The sequence below is a fragment of the Variovorax sp. 01N429 genome, from assembly GCF_056399425.1.
This window is the reverse complement of record NZ_JBFTRG010000011.1, coordinates 62,694-87,341: the sequence shown is the minus strand read 5'-3', so window position 1 is coordinate 87,341 and position 24,648 is coordinate 62,694. Positions and strand designations below refer to the sequence as shown.

Annotated in this window: 31 protein-coding genes, 1 tRNA gene and 1 pseudogene; 8 read left to right on the top strand and 25 right to left on the bottom strand. The window is 62.0% G+C overall.

Going from position 1 to position 24,648, the window contains the following annotated elements; genetic code table 11:
- The first annotated feature begins 230 nt into the window (after positions 1-230).
- From AC1DSF_RS19980 to AC1DSF_RS19965, 4 genes and pseudogenes are all read left to right on the top strand, one after another.
- Positions 231-959: an SDR family oxidoreductase gene (locus tag AC1DSF_RS19980; protein WP_478125499.1), complete on the top strand. Its 729-nt coding sequence runs from the start codon at positions 231-233 to the stop codon at positions 957-959.
- Between the two features lie 31 nt (positions 960-990).
- Entirely contained in the window at positions 991-1,623 is a 633-nt protein-coding gene (locus AC1DSF_RS19975) for a DsbA family protein (RefSeq protein WP_478125498.1), read from the top strand.
- Positions 1,598-1,858, top strand: a pseudogene (locus AC1DSF_RS19970) (tripartite tricarboxylate transporter substrate-binding protein); the annotation flags it as partial. The gene AC1DSF_RS19975 and the pseudogene AC1DSF_RS19970, both read left to right, overlap by 26 nt.
- Positions 1,859-2,007: 149 nt before the next feature.
- A complete protein-coding gene (locus AC1DSF_RS19965; RefSeq protein WP_478125861.1) occupies positions 2,008-2,184 on the top strand; it encodes a hypothetical protein in 177 nt (58 codons plus the stop codon).
- A 217-nt stretch (positions 2,185-2,401) separates the two neighbouring features.
- Here the strand turns inward: AC1DSF_RS19965 and AC1DSF_RS19960 are convergent.
- The 6 genes from AC1DSF_RS19960 to petA form a co-directional block, all read right to left on the bottom strand.
- A tRNA-Thr gene (locus AC1DSF_RS19960) sits at positions 2,402-2,477 on the bottom strand.
- Between the two features lie 39 nt (positions 2,478-2,516).
- Positions 2,517-3,089: a ClpXP protease specificity-enhancing factor gene (locus AC1DSF_RS19955; protein WP_478125497.1), complete on the bottom strand. Its 573-nt coding sequence runs from the start codon at positions 3,087-3,089 to the stop codon at positions 2,517-2,519.
- A 19-nt stretch (positions 3,090-3,108) separates the two neighbouring features.
- The gene (locus AC1DSF_RS19950) at positions 3,109-3,720 is read right to left on the bottom strand and encodes a glutathione S-transferase N-terminal domain-containing protein (RefSeq protein ID WP_088955903.1); all 612 of its coding nucleotides are present in this window, start codon (positions 3,718-3,720) and stop codon (positions 3,109-3,111) included.
- Between the two features lie 97 nt (positions 3,721-3,817).
- On the bottom strand, positions 3,818-4,573 hold the full coding sequence (locus tag AC1DSF_RS19945) for a cytochrome c1 (RefSeq protein WP_478125496.1): 756 nt from the start codon (positions 4,571-4,573) through the stop codon (positions 3,818-3,820).
- Between the two features lie 16 nt (positions 4,574-4,589).
- A complete protein-coding gene (locus AC1DSF_RS19940; RefSeq protein ID WP_478125495.1) occupies positions 4,590-5,990 on the bottom strand; it encodes a cytochrome b in 1,401 nt (466 codons plus the stop codon).
- A 10-nt stretch (positions 5,991-6,000) separates the two neighbouring features.
- A complete protein-coding gene (gene petA, locus AC1DSF_RS19935) occupies positions 6,001-6,615 on the bottom strand; it encodes a ubiquinol-cytochrome c reductase iron-sulfur subunit (protein WP_478125494.1) in 615 nt (204 codons plus the stop codon).
- A 176-nt stretch (positions 6,616-6,791) separates the two neighbouring features.
- On the opposite strand from petA, the gene mscL reads away from it, so the two are divergent.
- Positions 6,792-7,223, top strand: a complete 432-nt coding sequence (mscL, locus tag AC1DSF_RS19930) for a large conductance mechanosensitive channel protein MscL (RefSeq protein WP_478125493.1) — start codon at positions 6,792-6,794, stop codon at positions 7,221-7,223.
- On the opposite strand, the gene pdxA is transcribed toward mscL, so the two are convergent.
- Together pdxA and AC1DSF_RS19920 are read right to left on the bottom strand one after the other, a co-directional pair.
- On the bottom strand, positions 7,210-8,277 hold the full coding sequence (gene pdxA / locus AC1DSF_RS19925) for a 4-hydroxythreonine-4-phosphate dehydrogenase PdxA (RefSeq protein ID WP_478125492.1): 1,068 nt from the start codon (positions 8,275-8,277) through the stop codon (positions 7,210-7,212). The genes mscL and pdxA overlap by 14 nt on opposite strands.
- Positions 8,274-9,050 (bottom strand): Nif3-like dinuclear metal center hexameric protein, encoded by a 777-nt coding sequence (locus tag AC1DSF_RS19920; RefSeq protein ID WP_478125491.1) that lies wholly within the window; start codon positions 9,048-9,050, stop codon positions 8,274-8,276. Before AC1DSF_RS19920 ends, pdxA begins: the two co-directional genes overlap by 4 nt.
- A gap of 143 nt (positions 9,051-9,193) precedes the next feature.
- Here AC1DSF_RS19920 and AC1DSF_RS19915 point away from each other — a divergent pair, with 143 nt between their 5' ends.
- Positions 9,194-10,357, top strand: coding sequence for a Do family serine endopeptidase (locus AC1DSF_RS19915; protein ID WP_478125490.1), 1,164 nt, complete (start codon positions 9,194-9,196; stop codon positions 10,355-10,357).
- A gap of 19 nt (positions 10,358-10,376) precedes the next feature.
- Here the strand turns inward: AC1DSF_RS19915 and tatC are convergent, their stop codons facing one another.
- The 9 genes from tatC to AC1DSF_RS19870 all read right to left on the bottom strand — a co-directional run bounded on the left by tatC (position 10,377) and on the right by AC1DSF_RS19870 (position 15,205).
- Positions 10,377-11,174: a twin-arginine translocase subunit TatC gene (tatC, locus tag AC1DSF_RS19910; RefSeq protein ID WP_478125489.1), complete on the bottom strand. Its 798-nt coding sequence runs from the start codon at positions 11,172-11,174 to the stop codon at positions 10,377-10,379.
- 60 nt (positions 11,175-11,234) lie between these two features.
- On the bottom strand, positions 11,235-11,693 hold the full coding sequence (gene tatB, locus AC1DSF_RS19905) for a Sec-independent protein translocase protein TatB (RefSeq protein WP_478125488.1): 459 nt from the start codon (positions 11,691-11,693) through the stop codon (positions 11,235-11,237).
- 13 nt (positions 11,694-11,706) lie between these two features.
- Positions 11,707-11,943 carry a Sec-independent protein translocase subunit TatA gene (tatA, locus tag AC1DSF_RS19900; protein WP_478125487.1) on the bottom strand — a complete coding sequence of 79 codons (237 nt, stop codon included), beginning with the start codon at positions 11,941-11,943 and terminating at the stop codon, positions 11,707-11,709.
- A 65-nt stretch (positions 11,944-12,008) separates the two neighbouring features.
- Positions 12,009-12,368, bottom strand: a complete 360-nt coding sequence (locus AC1DSF_RS19895) for a histidine triad nucleotide-binding protein (RefSeq protein ID WP_478125486.1) — start codon at positions 12,366-12,368, stop codon at positions 12,009-12,011.
- A complete protein-coding gene (locus AC1DSF_RS19890) occupies positions 12,358-12,747 on the bottom strand; it encodes a DUF4870 family protein (protein ID WP_478125485.1) in 390 nt (129 codons plus the stop codon). The genes AC1DSF_RS19895 and AC1DSF_RS19890 overlap by 11 nt, the downstream gene beginning before the upstream one ends.
- A 17-nt stretch (positions 12,748-12,764) precedes the next feature.
- Positions 12,765-13,148, bottom strand: coding sequence for a phosphoribosyl-ATP diphosphatase (locus AC1DSF_RS19885; RefSeq protein WP_478125484.1), 384 nt, complete (start codon positions 13,146-13,148; stop codon positions 12,765-12,767).
- Complete coding sequence (gene hisI / locus AC1DSF_RS19880) at positions 13,145-13,546, bottom strand: phosphoribosyl-AMP cyclohydrolase (protein ID WP_478183335.1); 402 nt, start codon at positions 13,544-13,546, stop codon at positions 13,145-13,147. The genes AC1DSF_RS19885 and hisI overlap by 4 nt, the downstream gene beginning before the upstream one ends.
- A gap of 17 nt (positions 13,547-13,563) precedes the next feature.
- Positions 13,564-14,343, bottom strand: coding sequence for an imidazole glycerol phosphate synthase subunit HisF (hisF, locus tag AC1DSF_RS19875; RefSeq protein WP_478125482.1), 780 nt, complete (start codon positions 14,341-14,343; stop codon positions 13,564-13,566).
- Between the two features lie 19 nt (positions 14,344-14,362).
- Positions 14,363-15,205: a D-hexose-6-phosphate mutarotase gene (locus AC1DSF_RS19870; protein ID WP_478145335.1), complete on the bottom strand. Its 843-nt coding sequence runs from the start codon at positions 15,203-15,205 to the stop codon at positions 14,363-14,365.
- Between the two features lie 137 nt (positions 15,206-15,342).
- On the opposite strand from AC1DSF_RS19870, the gene AC1DSF_RS19865 reads away from it, so the two are divergent.
- Together AC1DSF_RS19865 and AC1DSF_RS19860 are read left to right on the top strand one after the other, a co-directional pair.
- Entirely contained in the window at positions 15,343-16,650 is a 1,308-nt protein-coding gene (locus AC1DSF_RS19865) for a dicarboxylate/amino acid:cation symporter (RefSeq protein WP_478183301.1), read from the top strand.
- Between the two features lie 12 nt (positions 16,651-16,662).
- Positions 16,663-17,616 (top strand): amino acid ABC transporter substrate-binding protein, encoded by a 954-nt coding sequence (locus tag AC1DSF_RS19860; RefSeq protein ID WP_478183300.1) that lies wholly within the window; start codon positions 16,663-16,665, stop codon positions 17,614-17,616.
- 104 nt (positions 17,617-17,720) lie between these two features.
- Here AC1DSF_RS19860 and hisA read toward each other — a convergent pair whose 3' ends face one another.
- The 8 genes from hisA to murA all read right to left on the bottom strand — a co-directional run bounded on the left by hisA (position 17,721) and on the right by murA (position 24,635).
- Positions 17,721-18,464 (bottom strand): 1-(5-phosphoribosyl)-5-[(5-phosphoribosylamino)methylideneamino]imidazole-4-carboxamide isomerase, encoded by a 744-nt coding sequence (gene hisA / locus AC1DSF_RS19855; protein ID WP_478125478.1) that lies wholly within the window; start codon positions 18,462-18,464, stop codon positions 17,721-17,723.
- A 153-nt stretch (positions 18,465-18,617) separates the two neighbouring features.
- On the bottom strand, positions 18,618-19,268 hold the full coding sequence (gene hisH / locus AC1DSF_RS19850; RefSeq protein ID WP_478125835.1) for an imidazole glycerol phosphate synthase subunit HisH: 651 nt from the start codon (positions 19,266-19,268) through the stop codon (positions 18,618-18,620).
- Positions 19,265-19,894 carry an imidazoleglycerol-phosphate dehydratase HisB gene (gene hisB, locus AC1DSF_RS19845; RefSeq protein ID WP_478125477.1) on the bottom strand — a complete coding sequence of 210 codons (630 nt, stop codon included), beginning with the start codon at positions 19,892-19,894 and terminating at the stop codon, positions 19,265-19,267. Before hisB ends, hisH begins: the two co-directional genes overlap by 4 nt.
- Positions 19,891-20,982, bottom strand: a complete 1,092-nt coding sequence (gene hisC / locus AC1DSF_RS19840; protein ID WP_478125476.1) for a histidinol-phosphate transaminase — start codon at positions 20,980-20,982, stop codon at positions 19,891-19,893. The genes hisB and hisC overlap by 4 nt, the downstream gene beginning before the upstream one ends.
- Positions 20,983-20,987: 5 nt before the next feature.
- A complete protein-coding gene (locus AC1DSF_RS19835; protein ID WP_478125475.1) occupies positions 20,988-21,353 on the bottom strand; it encodes a hypothetical protein in 366 nt (121 codons plus the stop codon).
- A 27-nt stretch (positions 21,354-21,380) separates the two neighbouring features.
- Positions 21,381-22,697, bottom strand: coding sequence for a histidinol dehydrogenase (hisD, locus tag AC1DSF_RS19830; RefSeq protein ID WP_478125474.1), 1,317 nt, complete (start codon positions 22,695-22,697; stop codon positions 21,381-21,383).
- A 13-nt stretch (positions 22,698-22,710) separates the two neighbouring features.
- Positions 22,711-23,352 (bottom strand): ATP phosphoribosyltransferase, encoded by a 642-nt coding sequence (hisG, locus tag AC1DSF_RS19825; protein ID WP_478125473.1) that lies wholly within the window; start codon positions 23,350-23,352, stop codon positions 22,711-22,713.
- Positions 23,349-24,635 (bottom strand): UDP-N-acetylglucosamine 1-carboxyvinyltransferase, encoded by a 1,287-nt coding sequence (gene murA / locus AC1DSF_RS19820; RefSeq protein WP_478125472.1) that lies wholly within the window; start codon positions 24,633-24,635, stop codon positions 23,349-23,351. The genes hisG and murA overlap by 4 nt, the downstream gene beginning before the upstream one ends.
- Positions 24,636-24,648: the final 13 nt, after the last annotated feature.

Sequence of the window (24,648 nt, the reverse complement as noted above, 5' to 3'; positions counted from 1 at the left end):
CAATGTGTATCCACCGGAAGTCGAAGCTTTGATCGCAAGCCATCCGGCGGTCGCCGCCTGCGCGGTGGTCGGCCGCCAAGCCCCGGGCAACGAGGAAGTCTTCCGCCGGAAAGATCCTCAAGCACGAACTGTCCAAGCAGGCGTCCGAGCTCTCCGCGCAACGCCGGTCGTTCACGTGTTCGCAATAGTCGCGCACGGTGAATTCCTTCAAACCCAGCCAAGGAAATTCAATGTCAGAAAAGAAAGCGGTTCTCGTGATCGGTGCCGGCGATGCCACTGGCGGAGCGATCGCGCAGCGGTTCGCGCGCGAGGGCTACATCGCCTGCGTGACTCGGCGCGACGCTCAGAAGCTGAAACCCCTCGTGGACCAGATCCGCGCTGCCGGCGGTGAGGCGCACGGCTTCGGAAGCGACGCCCGCAAAGAAGAGGAGATGGTTGCTCTGGTGCAGAAGATCGAAAACGAGATCGCGCCCATCGAAGTGGCTATCTTCAATATTGGGGCCAATGTGCGCTTTCCCATTACGGAGACCACCGCCCGCGTGTACTACAAGGTCTGGGAAATGGCCTGCTTTGCCGGATTTCTGATGGGCAGGGAAGCCGCCAAGGCCATGCTTCCGCGCGGCCGTGGAACGATCATCTTCACGGGGGCCACCGCGAGCTTGCGCGGCCGGGATGGCTTCGCGGCGTTTGCGGGTGCCAAGCACGCGCTGCGCGCACTTGCGCAGAGCATGGCGCGCGAGCTGTGGCCCAAGGGCATCCATGTGGCGCATCCGGTCGTGGACGGCGCCATCGATACCGAGTTCATCCGCACCAACTTCCCGGAGCGCTATCAGCTCAAAGACCAGGGCGGCATCGTCGATCCAAATCACATCGCAGATCTGTACTGGCAGCTGCATATGCAACCGCGGGACGCCTGGACTCACGAGACCGAGATCCGGCCGTGGATGGAATCCTGGTGAGAGCCGCCGGCCATTCCAGCAAGCACGTCTTATGAATCCTGTTCCTGTGCAAATTCTTTTCGACTTCGGTAGCCCCAACGCCTACCTCAGTCACAAGCTCATTCCGGAGATCGAGGCGCGCAGCGCAGCGCGTTTTGAATACGTGCCGATCCTGTTGGGCGGCTTGTTCAAGCTCACCAACAATCGCTCGCCCGGCGAGACGAATGCCGAAATCCCGAACAAGCGCAATTACGAGCTCCTGGAGCTCCAGCGTTTCGTGCGAAAGCATGGGCTCACCGCCTTCCGACGCAATCCATTTTTTCCCATTAATACGCTGCAAATCATGCGGGCGGCGGTCGCGGCACAGAAGCTAGGCTGCTTCGATCGCTATGTCGAGGTGGTCTTCTCGAGCATGTGGGAGCAGGAGAAGAAGATGGACGAACTGGAAGTGATGCGGGCGCAGCTGCGTGCGGCCGAGTTGGACGCCGACGCGCTCGTGGCGCTGAGCCAAGCTCCGGAGGTGAAAGCGCAACTGATGGCCAGTACGCAAGAAGCGCATGCGCGCGGAGCGTTCGGCTCGCCTACCTTCTTCGTTGGAACAGAGATGTTCTTCGGCAAGGACCGCCTGCGGGAGGTCGAGGAAGAAGTCATGGCCGTTCGTGACAGGCAACAGCAGAGGTCCTGAACATGTTTGGGGCGTTTCGAAGCTGCTGAAGCAACCCGTGATCGTCGAGAGCCGGCCAAGCGCTGGTGGGACTTTGCCAAGCAAAGTGCTTCGGAGCGCCGGCAACGGCGGCTCCACCTTGGGCATTGCTTCCCTGGGCATCTATCGCCTGCCCTACACGACCGACCTGAAGTGGGATGCAGCCACGGACCCGTCCTACTTCGTTGGCCTGACAGGATATTCGTTTGGCATCGTAGTGCCGGCCGCCTCTCCGATCAGGATGTGGGCCGACAATATCGCAGCCGCCAAGGTTCGCTGCAGCCGTTTCGAATGCTGGCGGACTCGGCACGTTGACCTCCCTCACGCAAAGCACACCGGCGGACTCTTCGCTGGGGAAATCGAGCGATGCCGACCGACGACGGTCAAGCCGGTCGCAATCAACCTCCTGTCAAAGAGCGCGAACTCGGGACTGCGATCAGCTTGGGCGACATGGCCGCGCAAGTGGGCGGCGTCTACCCGAAGGTCATGCGATGGGGCGCATGGACGCCAGTGCCTGGTCGTGCGGCGTGGTCGCTGTACTGATCCATGAGCTGCCTTCTGCCGGTATCCTGATCAAGGAGATCATGGCCGACGCAGAGTCGATCGTCAGGCAAAGTCAGGGGGACATGTTCGCTGTGTAAGCGCCCTTCCGCGAAACATTCTGTGGCGGCGCGCAGCATGGATCCAAATTGAAGAGCATCGGATCTGCGCATCCATTCTGGCGCCGCAGTCGCGGCCAGATGGCGCCCTGCAAGGGAAGTGGTGCCGCTTGTCGGAATCGAACTGACGACCTACCGCTTACAAGGCGGTTGCTCTACCAACTGAGCTAAAGCGGCGTATTGACGGATTCTAGCGGCGCGGCGCCTGCTCGAATTTCACTTGATTCGCTTGAGTGAAGGCCGCGAGCCTCCACCATTGGGCGGCCGGGGCGGGTCCGCCGGGTCCACGGGTGCATCCGTGGTCTCGACAGCTTCTTCAGCACCTTCGCCGGTCACAAGATGGACGATCTTGCTTGCATCGCCTTCAGTGCCCCGCGAAGCGTCCCGCAACGGCGTCCGTGTCGGGGCGGACGGCGGCGTGGAGTTCCCCGGAACCGAGCCCGTTTCGATCTGCGCAGGTCCTGGCGCAGGCGCAGGAAAGGCCATTCCTTGCCCGTTTTCGCGCGCGTAGATCGCGATCACGCGACCCACCGGCACACTGATTTCGCGCGCCGTGCCCGCAAAGCGAGCCTTGAATTCGATGAACTCGTTGCCAAGATTGAGCGAGCTCGTGGCATCGAAACTGATGTTCAGCACGATCTCGCCGTTCTTGACGTACTCACGGGGCACCTGGACGGTATCGTCGACCTGAACCGCGACGTACGGCGTGAAGCCGTTGTCCGTGCACCATTCATACAGCGCCCGTATCAGGTACGGGCGAGTGGATGACGATTCGAGTGCGTTGATCATGACCGGCGGCGTCAGCGCTTCACTTGCGCATGACCTTTTCGGACGGGGTCAGTGCTTCGATGTAGGCGGGACGAGAGAAGATTCGTTCAGCGTACTTCAAAAGCGGCGCAGCGTTCTTGCTCAGGTCGATGCCATAGTAGTCAAGGCGCCACAGCAGTGGCGCGATCGCCACGTCGAGCATCGAGAAATTGTCACCCAGCATGTACTTGTTCTTGAGGAACACAGGCGCAAGCTGCGTCAGCCGGTCGCGAATGTGCGAGCGGGCCTTCTCGAGCGCCTTCTCGTTACCCTTCGAACTGCGATTTTCGAGCGTCGACACATGCACGAACAACTCCTTCTCGAAATTGAGCAGGAACAGTCGGACGCGAGCCCTGTCGACCGGATCGCCAGGCATCAATTGCGGATGCGGAAAGCGCTCGTCGATGTACTCGTTGATGATGTTCGACTCGTACAGGATCAGGTCGCGCTCCACAAGGATCGGAACCTGCCCATAGGGGTTCATGACGCTGATATCTTCAGGCTTGTTGTAGAGATCGACGTCGCGAATCTCGAAATCCATGCCTTTCTCGAACAGCACGAAGCGGCAGCGGTGTGAAAAAGGGCAGGTCGTTCCCGAATACAAGACCATCATGGCGAAAGGCTCCTAAAAATCAAAAAGAGTGGGTCGCGTTCGCAACCCACTCTGCGGGACCAGACGCGCAAGGCGACTGATCGGCATCGTCGTCGTACTACTTGACGTCTTTCCAGTACGCGGCATTCAACCGCCAAACAAAGACCACAGCCATGACGAGGAACAACAGCACCCAGACACCAACCCTGATGCGCGTGTTCTGCGCCGGTTCGGCCATCCACTGGAGGTAGCTGACGAGGTCACCCACAGCCTGATCGTATTGCAACGGCGTCATGGTTCCCGGGGTAAATTGCTCCCAACCCTTGAACACCTCGGTTTCGTGACCGTGCGATTCGACCTTGTCGAAAATCGGGCGGCGTTCACCCTGCAATTCCCACAAGACGTGTGGCATGGCCACGCTCGGAAATGCAAGATTATTCCAACCGGTCGCCTTCGTGTCGTCTCGGTAGAAAGTCCGCAGGTAGGTGTAGAGATAGTCTGCACCGGTGCCACCATGGCCTGCGCGCGAGCGCGCGACGAGCGTCAGGTCGGGCGGAACGGCACCGAACCACTCCTTGGCTTGGCGTGGATCGATGTTGGCCTTCATGGTCTCACCGACCTTGTCGGTCGTGAAGAGCAGGTTGTCCTTGATCTGCTGCTCAGTGATGCCGAGGTCCTGCAGCCTGTTGTAGCGCATGAACGCAGCCGAGTGGCAGTTCAGACAGTAGTTGACGAAAAGCTTGGCGCCGTTCTGCAAAGCTGCGAGGTCGTTCGTCCGATTTGGCGCCTTGTCCCAAGGCATGCCTTCTTCCGCGGCGTGCGCGCCTGCTACGAAACCAAGCGCTGCGATCAACGTGAGGATCAGTTTCTTCATTCTTGTCTTCTCCCGGTCAGTGCGCTGCAAAGGTCACGCGCTCAGGGACCGGCTTGAATTCACCCAGGCGGCTCCACCACGGCATTAGCAGAAAGAAGCCGAAATAGAACAAGGTACCCACTTGCGACACCCGCTCGCCGGTAGGCGACGGCGGTTGAACACCCAGGTACGCAAGCACCACGAAGTTGATGACGAAAATCCCGTACAGGAACTTGTGCCAGCTCGGGCGGTAGCGAATCGACTTCACAGGGCTGTGGTCCAGCCAAGGCAGGAAGAACAGGATGATGACGGCGCCGCCCATCACGAGAACGCCCCAGAACTTCGCATCGATCGACAGCATCATCGCGGCCACGCCGAGCGCCACGATCACGATGAGCCCCTTGAAGATCGACGGGATGCGTGTCTTCAAGACGCCAAACGCTGCACCGGCGACCACGCAGGCAATGAGCGCGTACATCATCTCGCTGGTGATCGCGCGGAGCATTGAATAGAAAGGCGTGAAATACCAGACTGGTGCGATGTGATTCGGCGTCTTCAGCGAATCGGCCGGGATGAAGTTGTTGTATTCGAGGAAATACCCACCCGCTTCTGGCGCGAAGAAGATCACGGCCGAGAAGATCGTCAGGAACACAACGACGCCGAAGATGTCATGCACCGTGTAGTAGGGGTGCGACGGGATGCCATCCAGCGGATTGCCGTCAGGACCGCGATTGGCCTTGATCTCGATGCCATCGGGATTGTTCGACCCCACTTCGTGAAGCGCGATCAAGTGAGCGACGACAAGGCCGAGCAGCACCAACGGCACCGCAATGACGTGGAAGCTGAAGAAGCGATTCAGGGTAGCGTCGCTCACCACGTAGTCACCGCGAATCAGGATCGCGAGATCAGGGCCGACGAATGGAATCGCGGAGAACAGGTTGACGATCACCTGTGCGCCCCAGTAGCTCATCTGACCCCAAGGCAGCAGATAGCCCATGAACGCCTCGGCCATCAGGCAAAGAAAGATGGCGCAGCCGAAGATCCAAATCAGTTCTCGCGGCTTGCGGTAGCTTCCGTAGATGAGCCCGCGGAACATGTGCAGGTAGACGACGATGAAGAACGCCGAAGCTCCCGTCGAGTGCATGTAGCGGATCAGCCAGCCCCAAGGCACATCTCGCATGATGTACTCGACCGACGCGAACGCGAGTTGCGCGTCCGGCTTGTAGTGCATCACGAGGAAGATGCCCGTCACGATCTGGATCACGAGGACCAGCATCGCGAGAGAGCCGAAGATGTACCAGAAATTGAAGTTCTTGGGCGCGTAGTACTTGCCCCACTGATCGTTCCAGAGCTTGGTCAGCGGGAAGCGGTTGTCGACCCAGTTCAGCAACTTTTCGCCGGCGGGTGCGTTGGGGGAGATTTCCTTGAGTTCAGCCATGTCGTTCTCCTCAAGCCTTCTTGTCGTCGCCGATCAGGAGGCGGGTGTCGGAGAGATACATGTGCGGAGGCACCGGGAGATTGTCCGGCGCGGGCTTGTTCTTGAACACGCGAGCCGCCAGATCGAAAGTTGAACCATGACAGGGGCAGAGGAAGCCGCCGTGCCAGTCGTCCGGCAGCGAAGGTTGCGGGCCGGGCTGGAATCTGTCCGTTGGCGAACAACCCAAGTGGGTGCAGATGCCGACGACAACGAGGATTTCGGGCTTGATCGAGCGGTGCTCGTTGCGCGCATAGGGAGGAGTGAACTCGTCGGGATTGCGCTTTGATTGGGGATCGGCAAGTAGCGGATCGAGCTTGGGCAACTCAGCGATTTGTTCGGGTGTGCGCTTGAGAATCCAAACAGGCTTGCCCCGCCATTCGACGGTCATTTTTTCGCCCACCTGAAGGCCGCTGATGTCGACTTCGACCGGCGCACCGGCAGCCTTGGCTTTTTCTGAAGGCTCGAAGGTGCTGACGAACGGAATGGCAACTGCCACTCCGCCCACCGCTCCTGCACAACCTGATGCGATCAACCACGTCCGCTTGCTAGTGTCGATCCGGGGGCGGCCGGCGGTGCTGTCACTCATGGGGATCCTCAATGTTCTTCGCTAGGGTCTTGGGGTCAACCGGCGATTGTAGCGGAGCGTAAATGCCGATTTCAACGCGCCGAGTCGCGCGAGAGCGACGAGTTCCCCCTTGATAAAACCCTTGAGTCGCAGCCCTATACTGGCCGGCGTCTCAATCCGCACATGAGGTACCCGGCATGAGTTTCTTCAAGGAGTTTCGAGAGTTTGCCGTCAAGGGAAACGTGATCGACCTCGCAGTCGGTGTGATCATCGGCGCCGCTTTCGCCAAGATCGTCGACTCGCTGGTGAGCGACATCATCATGCCGCTGGTTGGCCTTGTCTTCGGCAGACTCGACTTCTCGAACCTGTACATCCTGCTGGCGCAAAAACCGCCGAACGTCGCCGACAACCTCATCGAACTCAAGAAGGCCAACGTTCCTGTGCTGGCGTACGGCAACTTCATTACCGTTGCGCTCAATTTCGTGATCCTCGCCTTCATCATTTTCCTGATGGTCAAGCAGATCAACAAGGTGAAGAACGCGATCGACGCTGCGCCGCCGCCGCCAGCCGCCACGCCGGAAGACGTCCTGTTGCTCCGCGAAATCCGCGACAACCTCAAGCGGCCCTGAGCGCCGCAGCGTCTCGCGAGAGCGTGCGTGCCATGCGCACCGCCTCGACGAGGCTCGACGGATCGGCACGCCCCGTGCCGGCAATGTCGAACGCAGTGCCGTGATCAGGGCTGGTCCGTACCAGCGCCAAGCCGAGTGTGACGTTGACGCCCTTCTCGACGCCGAGGTACTTGACCGGAATCAGGCCTTGGTCGTGATACATCGCAATCACCACGTCGAACTCCCCTCCCCCTGCAGACTTCTTGCGGGCCCGCATGAAAACGGTGTCCGGCGCATGGGGTCCATCGGCATCGATGCCCTCTTTCCTCGCAGCCGCAATCGCCGGCGCAATGACGTCGCGCTCCTCGTTCCCGAAAAGACCTCCTTCGCCAGCGTGTGGATTGAGCCCCGCCACGCCAATCTTCGGAGACCGGCCCAGCACTGCGCTCAACGCGCGATGCGTGATCCTCATCGTGTCGAGAACACCGTCGAGCGTCACCGCCTCGATCGCATTGCGCAGCGACATGTGAATGCTGACCAGCACGGTTCGCAGTTCGTCGTTGGCAAGCATCATGCGGACCGGGACTTCAGCCACTGGACGGCCCAGATGGATTGCAGTCTCGAACTGAAGCAACTCGGTGTGTCCCGGGAACTGAAAGCCCGCCGCAGACAGCGCTTCCTTGTGCAAAGGCGCAGTCACGACCGCCGCGATGTCGCCTTTCAGGGCTGCTCGAGCGGCCCAAACGACGCACTCACCCGCGATGCGCCCCGCGACCGCGCTGACTCGCCCGACGTCGATTGGCGTCCTGACTTTATCGACCACCTGCAGGACCGGTACGCAGGCAGGCGGGACATCGGCCGCAGCGTCGGGTGATTCGATTTCTGCAACGGGCAGCGGCAGCGAACCCGGAACCGCCAAGGATTGCGCAGCGCGCCGAATGATGCCGACGTCACCGGCGACGAAGCATCCCCGCAGATCATGCGCGTTACCGCCGAAGGCCTTGACGATGATCTCCGGCCCGATGCCGGCGGGATCGCCCAGTGTGATCGCGATGGGAAACTGAAGATTGCTCACGCCGGATTGTCAATGTCGATGAATTCGTGCGCGAGACCCAGTTGGGCGGCCACATGGCCGGCGACCGCAGGTGCGCCGTAGCGTTCCGTTGCGTGATGCCCGCACGCTAGGAACGCCACGTTCATTTCACGCGCATAGTGAGCCTGGGGTTCGGAGATTTCGCCGGTGATGAAGGCGTCCGCGCCCGCCGCGATCGCCGCCTCGAAGTAGCCCTGGGCCCCGCCCGTGCACCAAGCCACGCTCCTGATGGGACGCTGCTGCGCGGGACCCACCAATGTGACTTTCTTTTGGAGCGCTTTCTCGGCATGCGCCGCCAGCGCGGCGGCGTTGGCAAAGACTTCGCCGTCCGCTCGTCCACCGAAAAATCCGAGTTCCTGATCCCCGAACCGCCCCGTTGAGCCGGCGTGGGCGGTCAGTCCGAGCTTTGCGCCCAATTGAGCGTTGTTGCCCAACTCCGGATGTGCATCAAGGGGCAAGTGATATGCGAAAAGGTTGACGTCATCGCCGAGCAGCAGGCCGAGGCGCTGACGCATCCAGCCAGTCACGCGCCCGTCCTGGCCGCGCCAGAAAAGCCCGTGATGGACAAAGATGGCATCGGCTTCGGCGTGAATGGCGGCTTCGATCAGCGCGCGGCTCGCAGTCACGCCGGAAACGATCTTCCGGACGGTCGTGCGGCCTTCGACCTGGAGGCCGTTCGGTCCGTAGTCCTTGAATCGCTCGGGAGCAAGCAGCACGTCGAAGGCGAGAAGTAGTTCATGGCGGGTCGTGCTCATCGCGCCATTGTGGACCCGGCAGACGCCGGCTGCATGCCAGGGGCGCGGCTGCAGACCCGGAAACCTGTCGCGCGTTGAGGGACAATGAAAAGCACTGCGCCCACCCACAGAGGCGCATTTACTTCCTCGGATCAGTTCTTTTCATGAAACGCATCTGGCTGCTGTTTGCCCAAGCCGTTACCGTTCTTCTCGCGGCCTATTTTGTCGTTGGAACACTCAAGCCCGAGTGGCTCGACAGGCAAGCAAACGGGCTGCGAGGCACGATTGCCTTGACGCAGGCGCCCCCCGTAAATCCACAGGCGACGGCGCCCGGTAGTCTGAGCGGCGCGGCCAAGAAGGCGTCGCCCGCGGTTGTCAGCATCAACACCAGCAAGGCGGCACAGCTGAATCCCCGCAATAACGACCCTTGGTTTCGCTTCTTTTTCGGCGACCCGGGCGCCAACCAGCCGCAGGTTGGACTGGGCAGCGGCGTGATCGTCAGCGCGGACGGTTACATCCTCACCAACAATCACGTGGTCGAGGGCGCCGACGAAATCGAAGTCACGCTCAACGATGGCCGCCACGCGCACGGCAAGGTGATCGGGACCGATCCGGATACGGATCTGGCCGTCCTCAAGATCGATCTGGACAAGCTGCCGGTGGTGGTCCTCGGCGACTCCGATGCGTTGCAAGTGGGAGACCAGGTGCTCGCCATCGGCAATCCGTTCGGGGTCGGTCAGACCGTCACGAGCGGCATCGTTTCGGCGCTCGGGCGCAACCAACTCGGCATCAACACCTTCGAAAACTTCATCCAGACCGATGCCGCCATCAATCCGGGCAATTCGGGCGGCGCGTTGATCGACGTCAACGGCAATCTCGAAGGCATCAACACCGCCATCTATTCGCGTTCGGGCGGCAGCATGGGGATCGGGTTTGCCATTCCGGTCTCGACGGCCAAACAGGTGCTGGAGGACATCGTCAAGACCGGCAAGGTCACGCGCGGATGGATCGGCGTGGAGCCGAACGAACTGTCTCCCGAGCTGGCCGAGACCTTCGGCGTCAAGGCCAAGACTGGCGTGATCATCACTGGCGTGCTGCAAAACGGGCCGGCGGCGAAGGCGGGCGTTCGCCCTGGCGACGTCATTACGGGCGTCGGCAATAAGGACATCCGAAATGTCCAGGAGCTGCTGACCGCCGTGGCCGGTCTCAAGCCAGGCAATTCGACCCGATTTGCCATGCAGCGGGGCGGCGACAAGCTCGAACTGGAAGTGACCGCAGGCGCGAGGCCCAAATCGCCGGTCCGACGCGTGCCCTCGGAGACCGAGTGACAGAGGCGACCGCTGCCGCTCAGGGCTGAGCGGAGTCGGCGCTTTCTTCCGGCGCCTTGGTGTACTTCGAGAAGTAGCGCGCACCGATGATGCCGACTTCGTACAGCAGGCACATCGGGATCGCGAGCGCAAGCTGAGAAACGACATCCGGCGGCGTCAGCACCGCCGCGACCACGAAGGCGACGACGATGAAATAACCGCGGAATGAGCGCAGCTTTTCGACGGTAACCATCTCGAAGCGCACCAGCAACATGACCACGATCGGCACCTGGAAAGCCACGCCAAAAGCGATGTAGAGCGACAGGATCGCCTCTACGTACGACGAAATATCCGGAGTGGCGGCGACAGACGGCGGCGTGAATCGCTGGATGAAGCCGAACATCTTATCCAGAACGAAGAACTGGACGAACGCGATGCCGGCGTATGCGAGCAGGCTGCCGAAGATGATCAGCGGCAGCGCAAACTTCTTTTCGTGGCTGTAGAGCCCCGGCGCCACGAACATCCAGACCTGGTACATGAGCCAAGGCAGCGCCAGGAGCACCGCGGTCATTGCCAGCACCTTGAGCGGCACGAAAAATGGCGAGAAAACACCCACCGCGATCAACTTCGCGTCGTGTGGCATGTGGTTGCGGATCGGCACGGCGATCAGGTCGATCAAACCGCTGGGGCCCGGCCAAATGGCAAGCAGGATGCCGGCAACCACGAGGCCATAGACGCAATAGAGCAGGCGATCCCGCAGCTCCATCAGGTGTTGGACGAAAGGCTGCTCGGTGCCAGCCAGTTCGTCTTCTTTGTTCTTGTCGGTGGAGTCGGCCATGTGGGGGGCGCTGCGGACGGGAATTCAGGGCGCGCTCGATGCACCCGGATCGCGCCGAAACTAGTTGATCTTGTGAGGACGGTAACGGGCTACACGCGCTGCGCCCGAGAGCGCCTTGGTGCGCACCCCGTTGCGCGCCTTGTACCACTGCGGCGTGGCGCCCTGCTTCAAGCGCCAATTCTTGCGTGGGTGCTTGTATTGCGGATAAGCGGCGAGCACCGGCTCTTGATCGGCGGGCGTGTGGCCGATATCAGAAATCTGCTTTTCGAACTCGCTCGCGCCCGATTGGATGCTGTGCTGGACATCGCGAGCGGCATCCTGCACCGTATCTTTCATCTTGCGCAACTCGTCCAGGTCCATCGATCGATTGACCTCGGCCTTGACGTCGTTGACGTAGCGCTGCGCCTTGCCGAGCAGCGTGCCCACAGTGCGGGCAACGCGCGGCAGCTTTTCAGGTCCGATGACGATGAGTGCGACTGCGCCGATCAGCGCGAGTTTCGAGATGCCGAGATCGATCACGGACGTTTGTGGCTCAGGACTTCTGACGCGCTTCGACGTCGATCGTCGACTTGTCGGCAGCGCCGGTGTTGGTCACCTGAGCGTTCGGGTTGGCTGGCGTTTCAGGTGCCGAGCCGTCGCGCATGCCGTCCTTGAATCCCTTGACCGCACCGCCGAGGTCCGAGCCCATGTTGCGGAGCTTCTTGGTGCCGAAGATCATCACCACGACGAGCAGCACGATCAGCCAGTGCCAGATGGAAAGTGAACCCATGGATTACTCCTGAAGAATATGAGAGATTTTAGACGGCGCGCAAATGCCGCCTGATGGGGCGGGAATCACCCTCTGAGCCATGGCCGGGGGCCGCCCATGACGTGTATGTGGAGATGGTGGACCTCCTGCCCGCCCTCGGCCCCGGTATTGACGACGATACGAAAACCGCCGTCCGGATAGGGCCTGCAACCCTGCTCGGTGGCCAGCTTGGGAGCCAGGACCATGATCTTCCCGAGCAAAGGCGCGTCTTCAGGGCTGACCTGTGCCATCGAAGGGACATGCCGCTTCGGCACGATCATGAAATGCACTGGCGCCCACGGCGCAATGTCGTGGAAGGCGAAGAGTTCTTCATCCTCGTAGACCTTGCGCGAGGGAATCTTGCCCTCGATGATCTTGCAAAAGACGCAGTTCGGGTCAGAGGACATTCGATGGCTCCATGGATCGGCCCGCGTTCATTCGCACCATCCCCTTGACGATGCGATAGAGGAACCAAAGGGAAATCAGGGCCCAGGCGATCCAGCCCGGCACGAAGAGAAGCAGCCACAGCCATGCCGTGAGCACATACAGCACGCCGGCCAACACGACCGTTCGAATGCGCCAGCTGAAATGCGATGCCTGCCAAGTGCCTGCCGCCTCGTCGCGCTTGACGAGGTCGATGATCAGGGCGATCAGCAGCAGGCCGACGGAAGCCTGTGCACCAGGCAGGACCGCGCCGATTGCCACCACGAGGTGCAGGATGTAACTGACCCAGCCCCAGGTCTTGAGGGAGTCGTTGGGTTCGACAGTCACGATGTCGTTGGGCATGGTGTCCTCTCGTTTCCTCAGTCGTTGGAAGCTTCGCGATCCTGCGCCTTGCGCAGGGCTTTTTCCTCGATGCCGCTGGTACCTTCACGGCGCTCGAGCTCTGCGACCACGTCGCTTGGCGAAAAGCCGTAATGCGCGAGCGCCACCATGCTATGGAACCAGAGATCGGCCACTTCGTTCACCAGTTTGGAGCGATCGCCGCCATGGTCAGCATCCTTGGCCGCCATGACAACTTCGGTCGCCTCTTCGCCGATTTTCTTCAGGAAAGCGTCCGGCCCCCGATGAAGAAGGCGCGCGACGTAGCTCTTGTCGGGATCGCCGCCGCGCGCAGGCAGCCGGCTCTCGATCACGGCAGCCAGCCGCGCCAGTGCGTCCGCGGAGTTGGATTGTGTGTCGCTCATCTTGGGGACGATGTGTAGATCGCGGCAGGGTCTTTCAAGACCGGTTCGGCAACTGTCCAACGGCCGTTTTCGTATTTGCTGAAAAAACAGCTGTGGCGGCCCGTGTGGCATGCAATCCCCGGCTCGTGTCCGAGCTGAGTGACCTTCAGTAACACGACGTCATTGTCGCAATCGATACGAATCTCATGGACGGTCTGCACGTGGCCCGATTCCTCGCCCTTGAACCAGAGCTTGCCGCGGGATCGGCTGAAATACACGGCGCGACCGATTTCGGCGGTCTTTGCCAGTGCTTCGCGGTTCATCCAGGCGAACATCAGGACGTCCTTGCTGCCCTGCTCCTGTGCGATCACGGGCACCAGTCCGTTTGCATCCCACTTCACTTCGTTGAGCCAATTCATGGCTGAATTGTCGGTCATCAAAACCGCACGGGAATGCCCCGCGCCGCCATCTGCGCCTTCGCTTGGCCCACGGTGAATTCGCCGTAGTGAAAGATGCTTGCGGCAAGGACTGCATCGGCGCCGCCCGTCTGTATGCCGTCAGCTAGGTGTTCGAGGCTGCCGACCCCGCCCGAAGCGATCACGGGCACGCTCACGGCGTCACTGACGGCGCGCGTGAGTTCGAGGTCGAAGCCGCTCTTGGTGCCGTCACGGTCCATGCTGGTCAGGAGAATCTCTCCGGCGCCGCGCCGCGCCATCTCGACCGCCCATAGGACTGCGTCGAGACCGGTGTTCTTGCGGCCGCCGTGGCTGTAGACGTCCCAACCCGGTCCACGGGTTGCAGCGTCCTCCACCGTGCGGCGCTTGGCGTCGATTGCCACCACGATGCACTGGGCGCCGTATTTCTGGGACGCGTCTTCGATGACCTGCGGATTCGCGATGGCTGCCGAGTTGAAGCTGGTCTTGTCCGCGCCGGCATTGAGCAAACGGCGCACATCCGCCACGGTGCGCACGCCGCCGCCGACCGTCAGGGGAATGAACACCTGCGAAGCCACGGCTTCGATGATGGGGAGGATGAGGTCCCGCTCGTCGCTCGTGGCGGTGATGTCGAGGAACGTGAGCTCGTCCGCGCCCTGTGCGTTGTAGCGCGCGGCGATTTCGACCGGGTCGCCGGCGTCGCGCAATTCGACGAAGTTGACGCCCTTGACGACGCGGCCGCCGGTCACGTCAAGGCAGGGAATGATGCGTTTGGCAAGCATGGATTCGAGGGTCAGGAATTCAGGAAATAGTGAGTTGCTGCCAGCCTTGCCACTGCGCACCCGGCACCAGAAGGACAGGCTCGTCGATTCGCGCCGCCTCGACGCAAAGCATGTGGCGCCATCCATCATCGGGCAGGTCGTCGAGCTTGGTGCTCAAGATGGGGCCGGGGTTCCAGACCACCGTCTCGGTGCAGCTCGCACTGTGCGATATCTCGAGCGTGCCTGAAGGCTGGATCAGCCGCAGCGGACGCGCGGGGGATGCATAAACGCTGTCGAATTCAGAGCCGAAGCTGAGCGCGGGCGCCAGTTCGACATGGCGATCGTCACGCACGGCATCCCAGCGATTGGCGCCTTGCAGGCCTTCGAGCCGAAGCGAAGTCACGTCGTCGACACGCAAATAGGTGTGCAGCGCAGCCGCAAAGGACCAAGGGCCGCTCCCGGGATTGTCGACCGTGAGCGCAACGCGCAGCGAATGCGGCGCAAGAGTCACTGTCAGGCGCAGGCGAAACGCATGTGGCCAGATGGCGCGTGTTGCCTCGTCAGCCTGCAACAAGAGGACGGCCGTGCTGCGCTTGCCATTGGTTTCCTGCGATTCAGGCTGCCACGGCACATTGCGCACGAACCCGTGCTTGGGCAGCGACCCACGCATGTTGAACTGCGGCCAGCAGATCGGCACGCCCCCCCGAATGGCGCTGTGGCCGTCGAAACGGGCATCGGGGCTCAGGTATAGGCGCTCCACGCCATCAGCGGTCATCCAGGACAGCACGTTCGCACCGTGGAGGGCGACCATGCAACTGTCGCCGGCGGGAAGCGCAAGGCGCACCACCGGTTGGCCGCGAAAAGCTGACGTTTGGACAGACATGGCCCGATTCTAGGTTTCGCCTGTGTCGGGATTGCGGTCAACACAGATTTCGCTTGAAATCGCGTCAGCAGGCGCTCGCGACGGCGGGATGTCGGCCATAGAAGATCCTCCCGCACGTATTCGCAAGGAGAGCACCCATGAGAAGGAAACTGCCCCCAGCCGTTTGGATCCTGATCGCGATGGTGATTGGGATCATCGTGGGCTACATGGTCTTCGTGAACTTTCCGGACAAGAAGACCGCAACGGAGATCGCCGGCTACATATCGATCATGTCAGACGTGTTCTTGCGGCTGATCAAAATGCTGATCGGTCCGCTGGTGTTCTCCACGCTGGTGGTGGGCATCGCGCACATGGGCGACGCGGCCGCGGTCGGGCGCGTATTCGGCAAGGCGCTGGCATGGTTCGTCACTGCTTCGCTGGTATCGCTGATCCTGGGGCTGGTCATGGCCAACATCCTGCAGCCGGGCCACAACCTGGGTCTGCCGCTGCCGGACATTGGCTCGTCCGCCAACCTGGCCACCTCGAAGTTCACCCTCAAGGACTTCGTCAGCCACATGGTGCCGCGTTCCTTTGTCGAATCGATGGCCAACAACGAGATCCTGCAGATCGTCGTCTTCTCGATGTTCTTCGGCGTGGCGCTGGCCTCGCTCGGCGAGAAGGCCAAGACGCTGGTCAGTGCCATCGAGGAACTCTCGCACGCGATGCTGAAGATCACCGGCTACGTGATGAAGCTCGCGCCCCTTGCCGTGTTGGCCGCTATGGCAGCCACCGTTGCCGTCAACGGGTTGGACATCCTGCTCAAGTTCGCCGTTTTCATGGGCGGCTTCTACATCAGCCTCTTCATGCTGTGGTGCTTGCTGGCCCTCGCCGGCTTCATCTTCCTGGGGCCGCGAATCTTGAAGCTGCTGAGCTATATCCGCGAGCCATTCCTGCTGTCGTTCGCAACAGCCAGTTCGGAGGCGGCCTACCCGAAGATCCTGATCGCACTCGACCGATTCGGCGTGAAGCGCAAGATCTCCAGCTTCGTGATGCCAATGGGCTACTCCTTCAATCTTGACGGCTCGATGATGTATTGCACCTTCGCTGTGCTCTTCATTGCGCAGGCCTATGACATCAACCTGCCCATCGGCACGCAGATCACCATGCTGTTGATCCTGATGCTGACTTCGAAGGGAATGGCCGGCGTGCCGCGCGCGTCGCTGGTGGTGATCGCCGCCACGCTCAACCAGTTCAACATCCCGGAGGCGGGGCTGCTGCTGATCCTGGGTGTGGACACCTTCCTGGACATGGGCCGCTCGGCGACCAATGCCGTCGGCAACTCCATCGCCACCGCGGTCGTTGCCAAGTGGGAAGGCGAACTGATGAGCCAAAGCGAGGCCGAGGCAAACGCCCGATCGCTGGACGCCGAACTCGCCGCCACCATCGCTCATCCTGCCCATGCCTGAGGACGAACGGCCATGGCGCTCTTGCGAACGCGAATACTGTCGGGCATAGCCGCGCTCATTTGCGGCTTTGCGGCCCTTTCAACGCCGTCGACGCGGGCGTGGGCACAGTCCGACCCAGCGCCCGCCACGCCCGCCGCGCTGGCCGGGACGCTGGCCAAGGTGCGCGATGCCGGAGCCGTCACCATCGGCTATCGCGAGTCTTCGATTCCGTTTTCCTACCTATCGTCACGCAATGAGCCGATCGGCTATTCGATCGAACTTTGCAAGGCGCTGGTCGAGGCGATGAGCGACTCGGTCCACAAGACGCTCGCGACCCGGTGGGTTCCAGTGACGTCCGAATCGCGCATCGATGCCGTCGTCAGCGGCCAGGTGGATCTCGAGTGCGGCTCCACCACGAGCAATCTCGAGAGGCAGAAGCGCGTGAGCTTTTCGCCCACGATCTTCGTCTCGGGCACCAAGCTGCTGGTCCGAAAGGATTCGCCGATCCAATCGTTCCGGGACCTGGCCGGGAAGTCGGTCGCCGTAACGCGCGGAACGACCAACGAAAAAACCATGCGCGACATCTCGGAACGCTTCAAGCTCAACCTGAATCTCGTGGTGTCGCACGACCATGCCGAATCATTTGCGCTGGTGAAGTCGGGCAAGGCGGAGGCATTCGCGACCGACGATGTGCTGCTGTACGGCCTGATCGCCCAAGACCGCGGAAGTGCGAACGCCCCGAGCGACTACCAGGTTGTCGGCGAGTTTCTGTCGTATGACCCGTACGGGGTGATGTATCGCAAGAACGACCCTCAGATGGCTGCCGTTGTCAATGACACCTTTCACGACCTCGCGGAGGATGGCGAGATCGAGCGCCAGTACAAGCGCTGGTTCCTGCGCAAACTGCCGTCTGGCACGAGCCTGAATCTTCCGATGAGCCCCCAGCTGGAAACAATCATCCAGATGATGGCAATCAAGGCGGAGTAGGTTTCAGTGCGCGAAGCGCCGCGGAACCGGCTTCGCCGGGCCGCTGGCGCTGCCCCCGGCAGGGGGTGGGCGACCACACGAAGTGAGTCAACCTGGGGGCGAGCCTATTGTTCGGCGAGTTCGTCCGCGCGGGCCTGCGCGGCGGCAAAGTCCAGGTCGCCGGAGTAGATCGCTCGACCGCAGATGACGCCCTCGACACCATCGGGTTCGACAGCGCAGAGCTTGTCGATGTCCGCCATGTTCGACAGCCCGCCAGAGGCTATGACGGGGATCGTGAGCGCCTGCGCCAGGCGCACGGTGGCGTCGATGTTGATGCCCGACAGCATTCCGTCGCGGCCGATGTCGGTGTAGATGATCGATTCCACGCCGTAGTCCTCGAACTTCTTGCCCAAGTCGGCGACTTCATGGCCTGTGAGCTTGCTCCAGCCATCGGTCGCCACCTTGCCGTCCTTGGCGTCAAGCCCGACGATGATGTGGCCACCAAAGGCACTGCATGCGTCTTTCAGGAAACCGGGATTCTTCACCGCCGCGGTTCCGATGATCACATAGCGCAGGCCATCGTCGATGTAGCGCTCGATCGTGTCCAGGTCGCGGATGCCGCCGCCGAGTTGCACGGGGATGTCATCGCCGACTTCCCTGAGGATCGACTTGATGGCGGCGTGGTTCTGCGGCTTTCCGGCAAAGGCGCCGTTCAGGTCGACCAGGTGAAGCCGCCTCGCGCCGGCTTCCAGCCATTTGCGCGCCATTGCGGCTGGGTCTTCGCTGAAAGTGGTGGACTGATCCATATCGCCCTGCTTGAGGCGAACGCAGTGGCCGTCTTTGAGGTCGATCGCAGGAATGAGGAGCATGGTGCGAAATTGCTTGGAACGAGCGATGGAAGAGGAATCGCGGGAAATCGAAGCGGACGGATGAAAGTGGGCGGCAGGAAGCGGGATCGTACTCAGATTCCGGCAGGGCCTGCGGGCGCAGACCGGAGCCGGGTATTCGGTGCGTTCACTGCGTCAAGGATTCCAGTGGAGGAAATTTCGGTAGAGCTGAAGCCCGTCGTTCGCACTCTTCTCCGGGTGGAACTGGGTGGCAAAAATATTATCGCGTGCGACGGCGGCGGTAAAGCGGCCGCCGTAGTCTGCCTCGCCCACACTGTGGGCGGCATCGGCAGGCTTCACGTAGAAGCTATGCACGAAATAGAAGTAGCTTTGGTCGGGCACGCCGGCCCACATTGCATGCTTGCGCGCCTGCACCACCTGGTTCCATCCCATTTGCGGGACCTTGTAGCGGCTGCCGTCCGGCTGCACGCGGCCGGCCAGGTCGAACTTGCGGACGTCGCCAGGGATCAAGCCGAGACCTTCGGTCGGTCCTTCGTCGCTGTGTGACAACAGCATCTGCATGCCCACGCACACGCCAAAGAGCGGCTTGGAAGCCGCGGCTTCGAGAACCGGCTCGAGCAAGCCCGAATCGCGCAACTCGCGCATGCAGTCGGGAATGGCGCCCTGCCCCGGCAGCACGATCCGCGTGGCCTTACGTACGACGTCCGGGTCTGAAGTGACGAACACTTCCACCCCCACCTGATCGGCCGCATGCTGGACGGCCTGCGACACCGACCGCAAATTGCCCATGCCGTAGTCGACGACGGCAACAGTGTTCTTTGTCAGAGCGAACCCTTCGTGGAAGGAATGACCCCGGCGGAACGCGGATCGAGTTCCAGCGCCGCACGCAGCGCCCGGGCAAAAGCCTTGAAGACAGTCTCGCACTGGTGATGCGCATTGACACCCTTCAAGTTGTCGACGTGCAGCGTGACGAAAGCGTGATTGACGAAGCCGTGGAAAAACTCGGAGGTGAGTTGGGTGTCGAAGGTGCCGATCATCCCGCTGGTGAAGGGGACATCCATCACCAGGTCCGGGCGGCCCGAAAAGTCGATCACCACGCGGCTGAGCGCCTCGTCCAGCGGTACATAGGCATGCCCATAGCGCCGGATGCCCGTCTTGTCGCCCACTGCCTTGGCAACAGCCTGCCCCAGCGTGATGCCGACGTCTTCCACGGTATGGTGGCCGTCGATGTGCAGGTCGCCCTTGCAGTCGATGTCGAGGTCGATCAGGCCGTGCCGCGCGATCTGATCGAGCATGTGATCGAAAAAGCCGATCCCGGTCGAGAGCTTCGAGCGGCCGGTGCCGTCGAGGTTGACCTGGACCGTGATCTTGGTCTCGGCGGTGTTGCGCGTGACGGACGCCACGCGCGCGCCAGCTGCGACGACTGCTTCGGGTGCCGTTGGAGTGTTCATAGTGAAGCTTCGAGCGCCGCGATCATCCGCGCATTCTCGTCGGCGGTTCCGACGGTCAGGCGCAGGCAATTCGCGAGCAATGGGTGCATTTTAGAAACGTTCTTGACCAGTACGCCGGCCGCCTTCATGCCCTCGAAGGTCTTCGAGGCATCCGGCACCCGGACGAGGATCATGTTGGCTTCGCTCGGCCAACTCTTCACGCGGGGCAGACGGCCCAAAGCCTCGAAAATCCGGTTTCGCTGTGTTCGAATGTCCGCTGCCTGGTTGGCGAACACGTCCGCATGCTCCAGCGCGAAAAGCGCGCACTCACAGTTCAGGACGCTGATGTTGTAGGGTGGCCGGACCTTGTCGATCTCGGCGACCAGCGCTGCCGGCCCCATCATGTAGCCCAGCCGAACCCCGGCCAGGCCGAACTTGCTGAGCGTGCGCATCAGCAGCACATGGTCATGGCGGCTCACGCGATCGATGTAGCTCTTGCCGGCGAAGGGCTGGTAAGCCTCGTCGATGACGACCAGACCACCCTGCGCGCCTTGCGCTTCGACGATCTTCTCGATCGCTGCGTCGTTCCAGAGATTGGCCGTCGGGTTGTTCGGATAGGCCAGATAGACGATGGCGGGCTTTTCGCGCTCGATGGCCGCGAGCATCGCTGGTTCATCCAGCTCGAAATCGGCCGTCAGCGGAACGCCAACGAAGCGCAGTCCCTGCAACTGGGCGCTCATCGCGTACATCACGAAACCCGGGACGGGCGCCACGATGGTTGCTCCCGGCAAGTCGCAGGCCATGGCAAGGAGCGAAATCAGCTCGTCCGAGCCGTTGCCGAGCATCAGGGCAAAACCTTCCGGCATCGCGGCGTATTTCGCCAGTGCGCGTTGCAAATCGGCGCCCCGAGCGCCCGGGTAGCGATTCAATGCAAGGGCACCGAGGCGCTGTCCCAAAGCCGTCTGCAACTCTGGCGACAGGCTGTATGGGTTTTCCATCGCATCGAGCTTCAGCAGGCCACGCGCGTCTTGGACGGCATAGGCGTGCATGGATTGCACATCAGCACGAATGCGGCCGAGTGCGCGGTTTATGGCGGTCATGGAAGTCATTCGATTCAAGGCGCGCAGCGATAGCTGTTACGCAAGGCAGCGGCAAGCACCAGCTGCACGGGCATGTCCGCTTCGTAGTTGTCGGCGTTGCGGGTCAGTTCGGTTTGGTAGAGCGAGCGCGCCATGACGGGCTCGAGTTTGCGGCCGTTGACGCAGAAGCGCGGCTTGAGGTGCTCCCGCTGATCCGCGTCATTGGCTTCACGCAGACCCTCCATGACCCCGACGAGGTAGTAGTTCGCGTAGAGCTTGCCGTCTTTCTCGTTCGCTTCGAGGGTGCGAAGCTCGCGGATGGTCATGGCTTGCGCACTTGCAGCGAAGACCCACACTGCCAACGCCAGCGCAGCGCGGAGCGTGTTCAGTCGGTTTTGCATCACTTCAGGAATTCCTTCCAAAGACCATCAGCGCAGTCGCATGCGTGCAGCCTCGGCGTGCGCGGACAGCCCCTCGCCCTCTGCCAGAACCATGGCGACGCGCCCCAGAACCTGCGCGCCGGCTTCGCTGACCTCGATGAGGCTCGAACGTTTCTGGAAGTCGTACACGCCCAGCGGAGAGCTGAAACGCGCCGTGCCGCTGGTCGGCAGAACGTGGTTCGGGCCCGCGCAGTAGTCGCCCAGGCTTTCGCTCGTGTACGCACCGAGAAAGATCGCACCCGCATGCTTGAGCAGCGGTTCCCAGCGATGCGGCTCACGGCTGCTCACCTCCAGATGCTCCGGCGCAATCCGGTTGCTGATCTCGCACGCCTCTTCCATGCTTCGCGTGTGGATCAGCGCGCCACGTCCGCTGAGGGACGCCGCGATGATTGCCGCGCGTGGCATGGAGGGCAGGAGTCGATCGATTTCCTGCTGAACGCGCTCAATGTAGGCCGCATCAGGGCACAGCAGAATGCTCTGCGCCAGTTCGTCGTGCTCTGCCTGGCTGAACAGGTCCATTGCCACCCAATCCGGCGGCGTCGTGCCGTCGGCAAGCACCAGGATTTCGCTGGGGCCCGCAATCATGTCGATGCCGACGGTGCCGAACACGCGGCGCTTCGCGGCAGCCACATAGGCATTGCCCGGACCCGTGATCTTGTCCACCGCGGACACCGAGCCAGTGCCGTAAGCCAGCGCCGCCACCGCCTGCGCCCCACCGATGGTGAAGGCGCGCGTCACACCGGCGACGTGCGCCGCGGCGAGCACCAGCGGATTCTTTTCGCCGCCGGGCGTCGGCACGACCATGATGATTTCGCCGACACCGGCAACATGCGCAGGAATGGCGTTCATCAGGACGCTCGACGGATAGGCGGCCTTGCCTCCAGGAACGTAGATGCCGACGCGGTCCAGTGGCGTGACTTTCTGCCCCAGCAGCGTCCCGTCCGCGTCGCGGTAGCTCCAGCTTTCGCCGCTCGCCGTCTTCTGCGCTTCGTGATAGCTGCGCACGCGGCTTGCAGCGGCTTCCAGCGCTTCTCGCTGGGCGTGAGGAAGCGACTCGAAAGCTTCGCGCAGTTCGACGGCCGTGAGTTCGAGTGCGTCCATGGTGGCCACGTCGAGCCGGTCGAACCGACGGGTGTATTCGAGCACTGCCGCGTCACCACGACGTTGCACGTCGGCAAGAATGTCCGCCACGACCTGCTCGATTGCAGCATCTGCCTCCGCGGACCAATGGAGGCGTGCCTTGAATTCGGCCTCGAAGGTGGCCGAACCGGTCGACAGACGGGCGGGGACTGCTTTCAGGTTCATGGCGGGTGCACTGTCACGAAGAAGGTATGGCAGATTCGAAAGCATCGACGATGCGACGGATCGCTTCACGCTTGAGCTTGAGCGCAGCCTGGTTGACGACCAACCGTGCGCTGATGTCCATGATGCGTTCGACTTCCACCAGTTGATTGGCTTTCAAGGTGTTGCCCGTCGACACCAGATCGACGATGGCGTCCGCCAGACCCGTCAGCGGAGCGAGCTCCATGCTGCCGTACAGCTTGATCAGGTCCACGTGCACGCCCTTGCTCGCGAAGAAGTCGCGCGCCAATCCGACGTACTTGGTCGCGACCTTGATGCGCGAACCCTGCTTCACGGCCGAAGCGTAATCGTAGTCGGCGCGAACCGCGACACTGAGGCGGCAGGCCGCGATGCGCAGATCGAGCGGCTGATACAAGCCCTGGTTTCCGTGCTCGAGCAGAACGTCGAGCCCGGTAACGCCGAGGTCGGCGCCACCGTACTGCACGTAGGTCGGCACATCGGACGCCCGCACCAGCACCACACGCACTTCCGGCCGAGTCGTCGCCAGAATCAGCTTGCGGGACTTCTCGGGATCTTCCGTCACCTCGATGCCGGCAGCAGCAAGCAGAGGCATGGTCTCCTCGAAGATTCGTCCCTTCGAGAGCGCCAGCGTGATCATGGCTGCACCTCGGCAGGCCCGGCGACGCGTTCAATGTCGGCACCGAGTCCGCGCAGCTTGGTTTCCATTCGGTCATAGCCGCGGTCCAGGTGGTAGATGCGATCCACCAGCGTCTCGCCGTCCGCCACGAGTCCTGCGATGACAAGGCTGGCCGACGCGCGCAAGTCGGTTGCCATCACCGTTGCACCCGACAGCTGCGGTACTCCCTCGAGCACTGCCACCTTGCCGTCGGTCTGGATGCGGGCGCCCAGGCGCAGCATCTCGTCGACGTGCATGAAGCGGTTCTCGAAAATCGTCTCGGTCACCGTCGAAGTGCCCTCCGAGATTACGTTCAGCGCCATGAACTGCGCCTGCATGTCCGTCGGAAAGCCGGGGTATTCGGTGGTGCGGAAGCTCTGCGCCTTGAGGCGGCCGCGACTTTGCACGCGGATGCCACCATCGACGGCGGTCACTTCAGCCCCTGCGGCGCGAAGCTTTTCGATCACGGCATCGAGATGGTCGGCCCGACCGTGCTTGAGGAGCACGTCGCCGCCCGTAGCCGCCACGGCGCACAGGAAGGTGCCCGTTTCGATCCGGTCCGCCACCACCTGGTGGGTGCATCCGCGCAGCTTGTCCACGCCCTGAATGCGGATGCGGCTGGTGCCGTGCCCTTCGATCTTTGCGCCCATGGCGATCAGCATCTCGGCAAGGTCGGCAATCTCGGGTTCCTGGGCGGCGTTCTCGAGCACCGTCTCGCCCTCTGCCAGCGCGGCTGCCATGAGGAAATTCTCGGTACCGGTGACGGTGACCATGTCGGTGGTGATGCGCGCGCCATGCAGGCGCTTGCGGCCCCCACCGACGCTCGCGACCATATAGCCGTGCTCGACCACGATGTCAGCGCCCATGGCCTGCATGCCCTTGATGTGCTGGTCGACAGGGCGCGATCCGATGGCGCAGCCGCCCGGCAGCGACACCTTGGCCTTGCCGAAGCGCGCAAGAAGCGGCCCCAATGCAAGCACCGAAGCGCGCATCGTCTTGACAAGTTCGTACGGCGCTTCGGGGACTTCGAGCGATCGCGCGTTGATGCGGACTGTGCCGTTGTCATCCCGCTCGGCTGCGACACCCATGTTGTGAATCAGCTTGAGCATCGTCGCCACGTCCTTGAGGCGAGGCACGTTGTGCAGCGTCACCGGTTGATCCGTCAGCAGTGCCGCGCAGAGTTCGGGCAAGGCGGCGTTCTTGGCGCCGGAAATGAGTACCTCGCCGCGAAGCGTACGCCCGCCGCGAATCAGAAGTTTGTCCATGTGAAATCCAGCG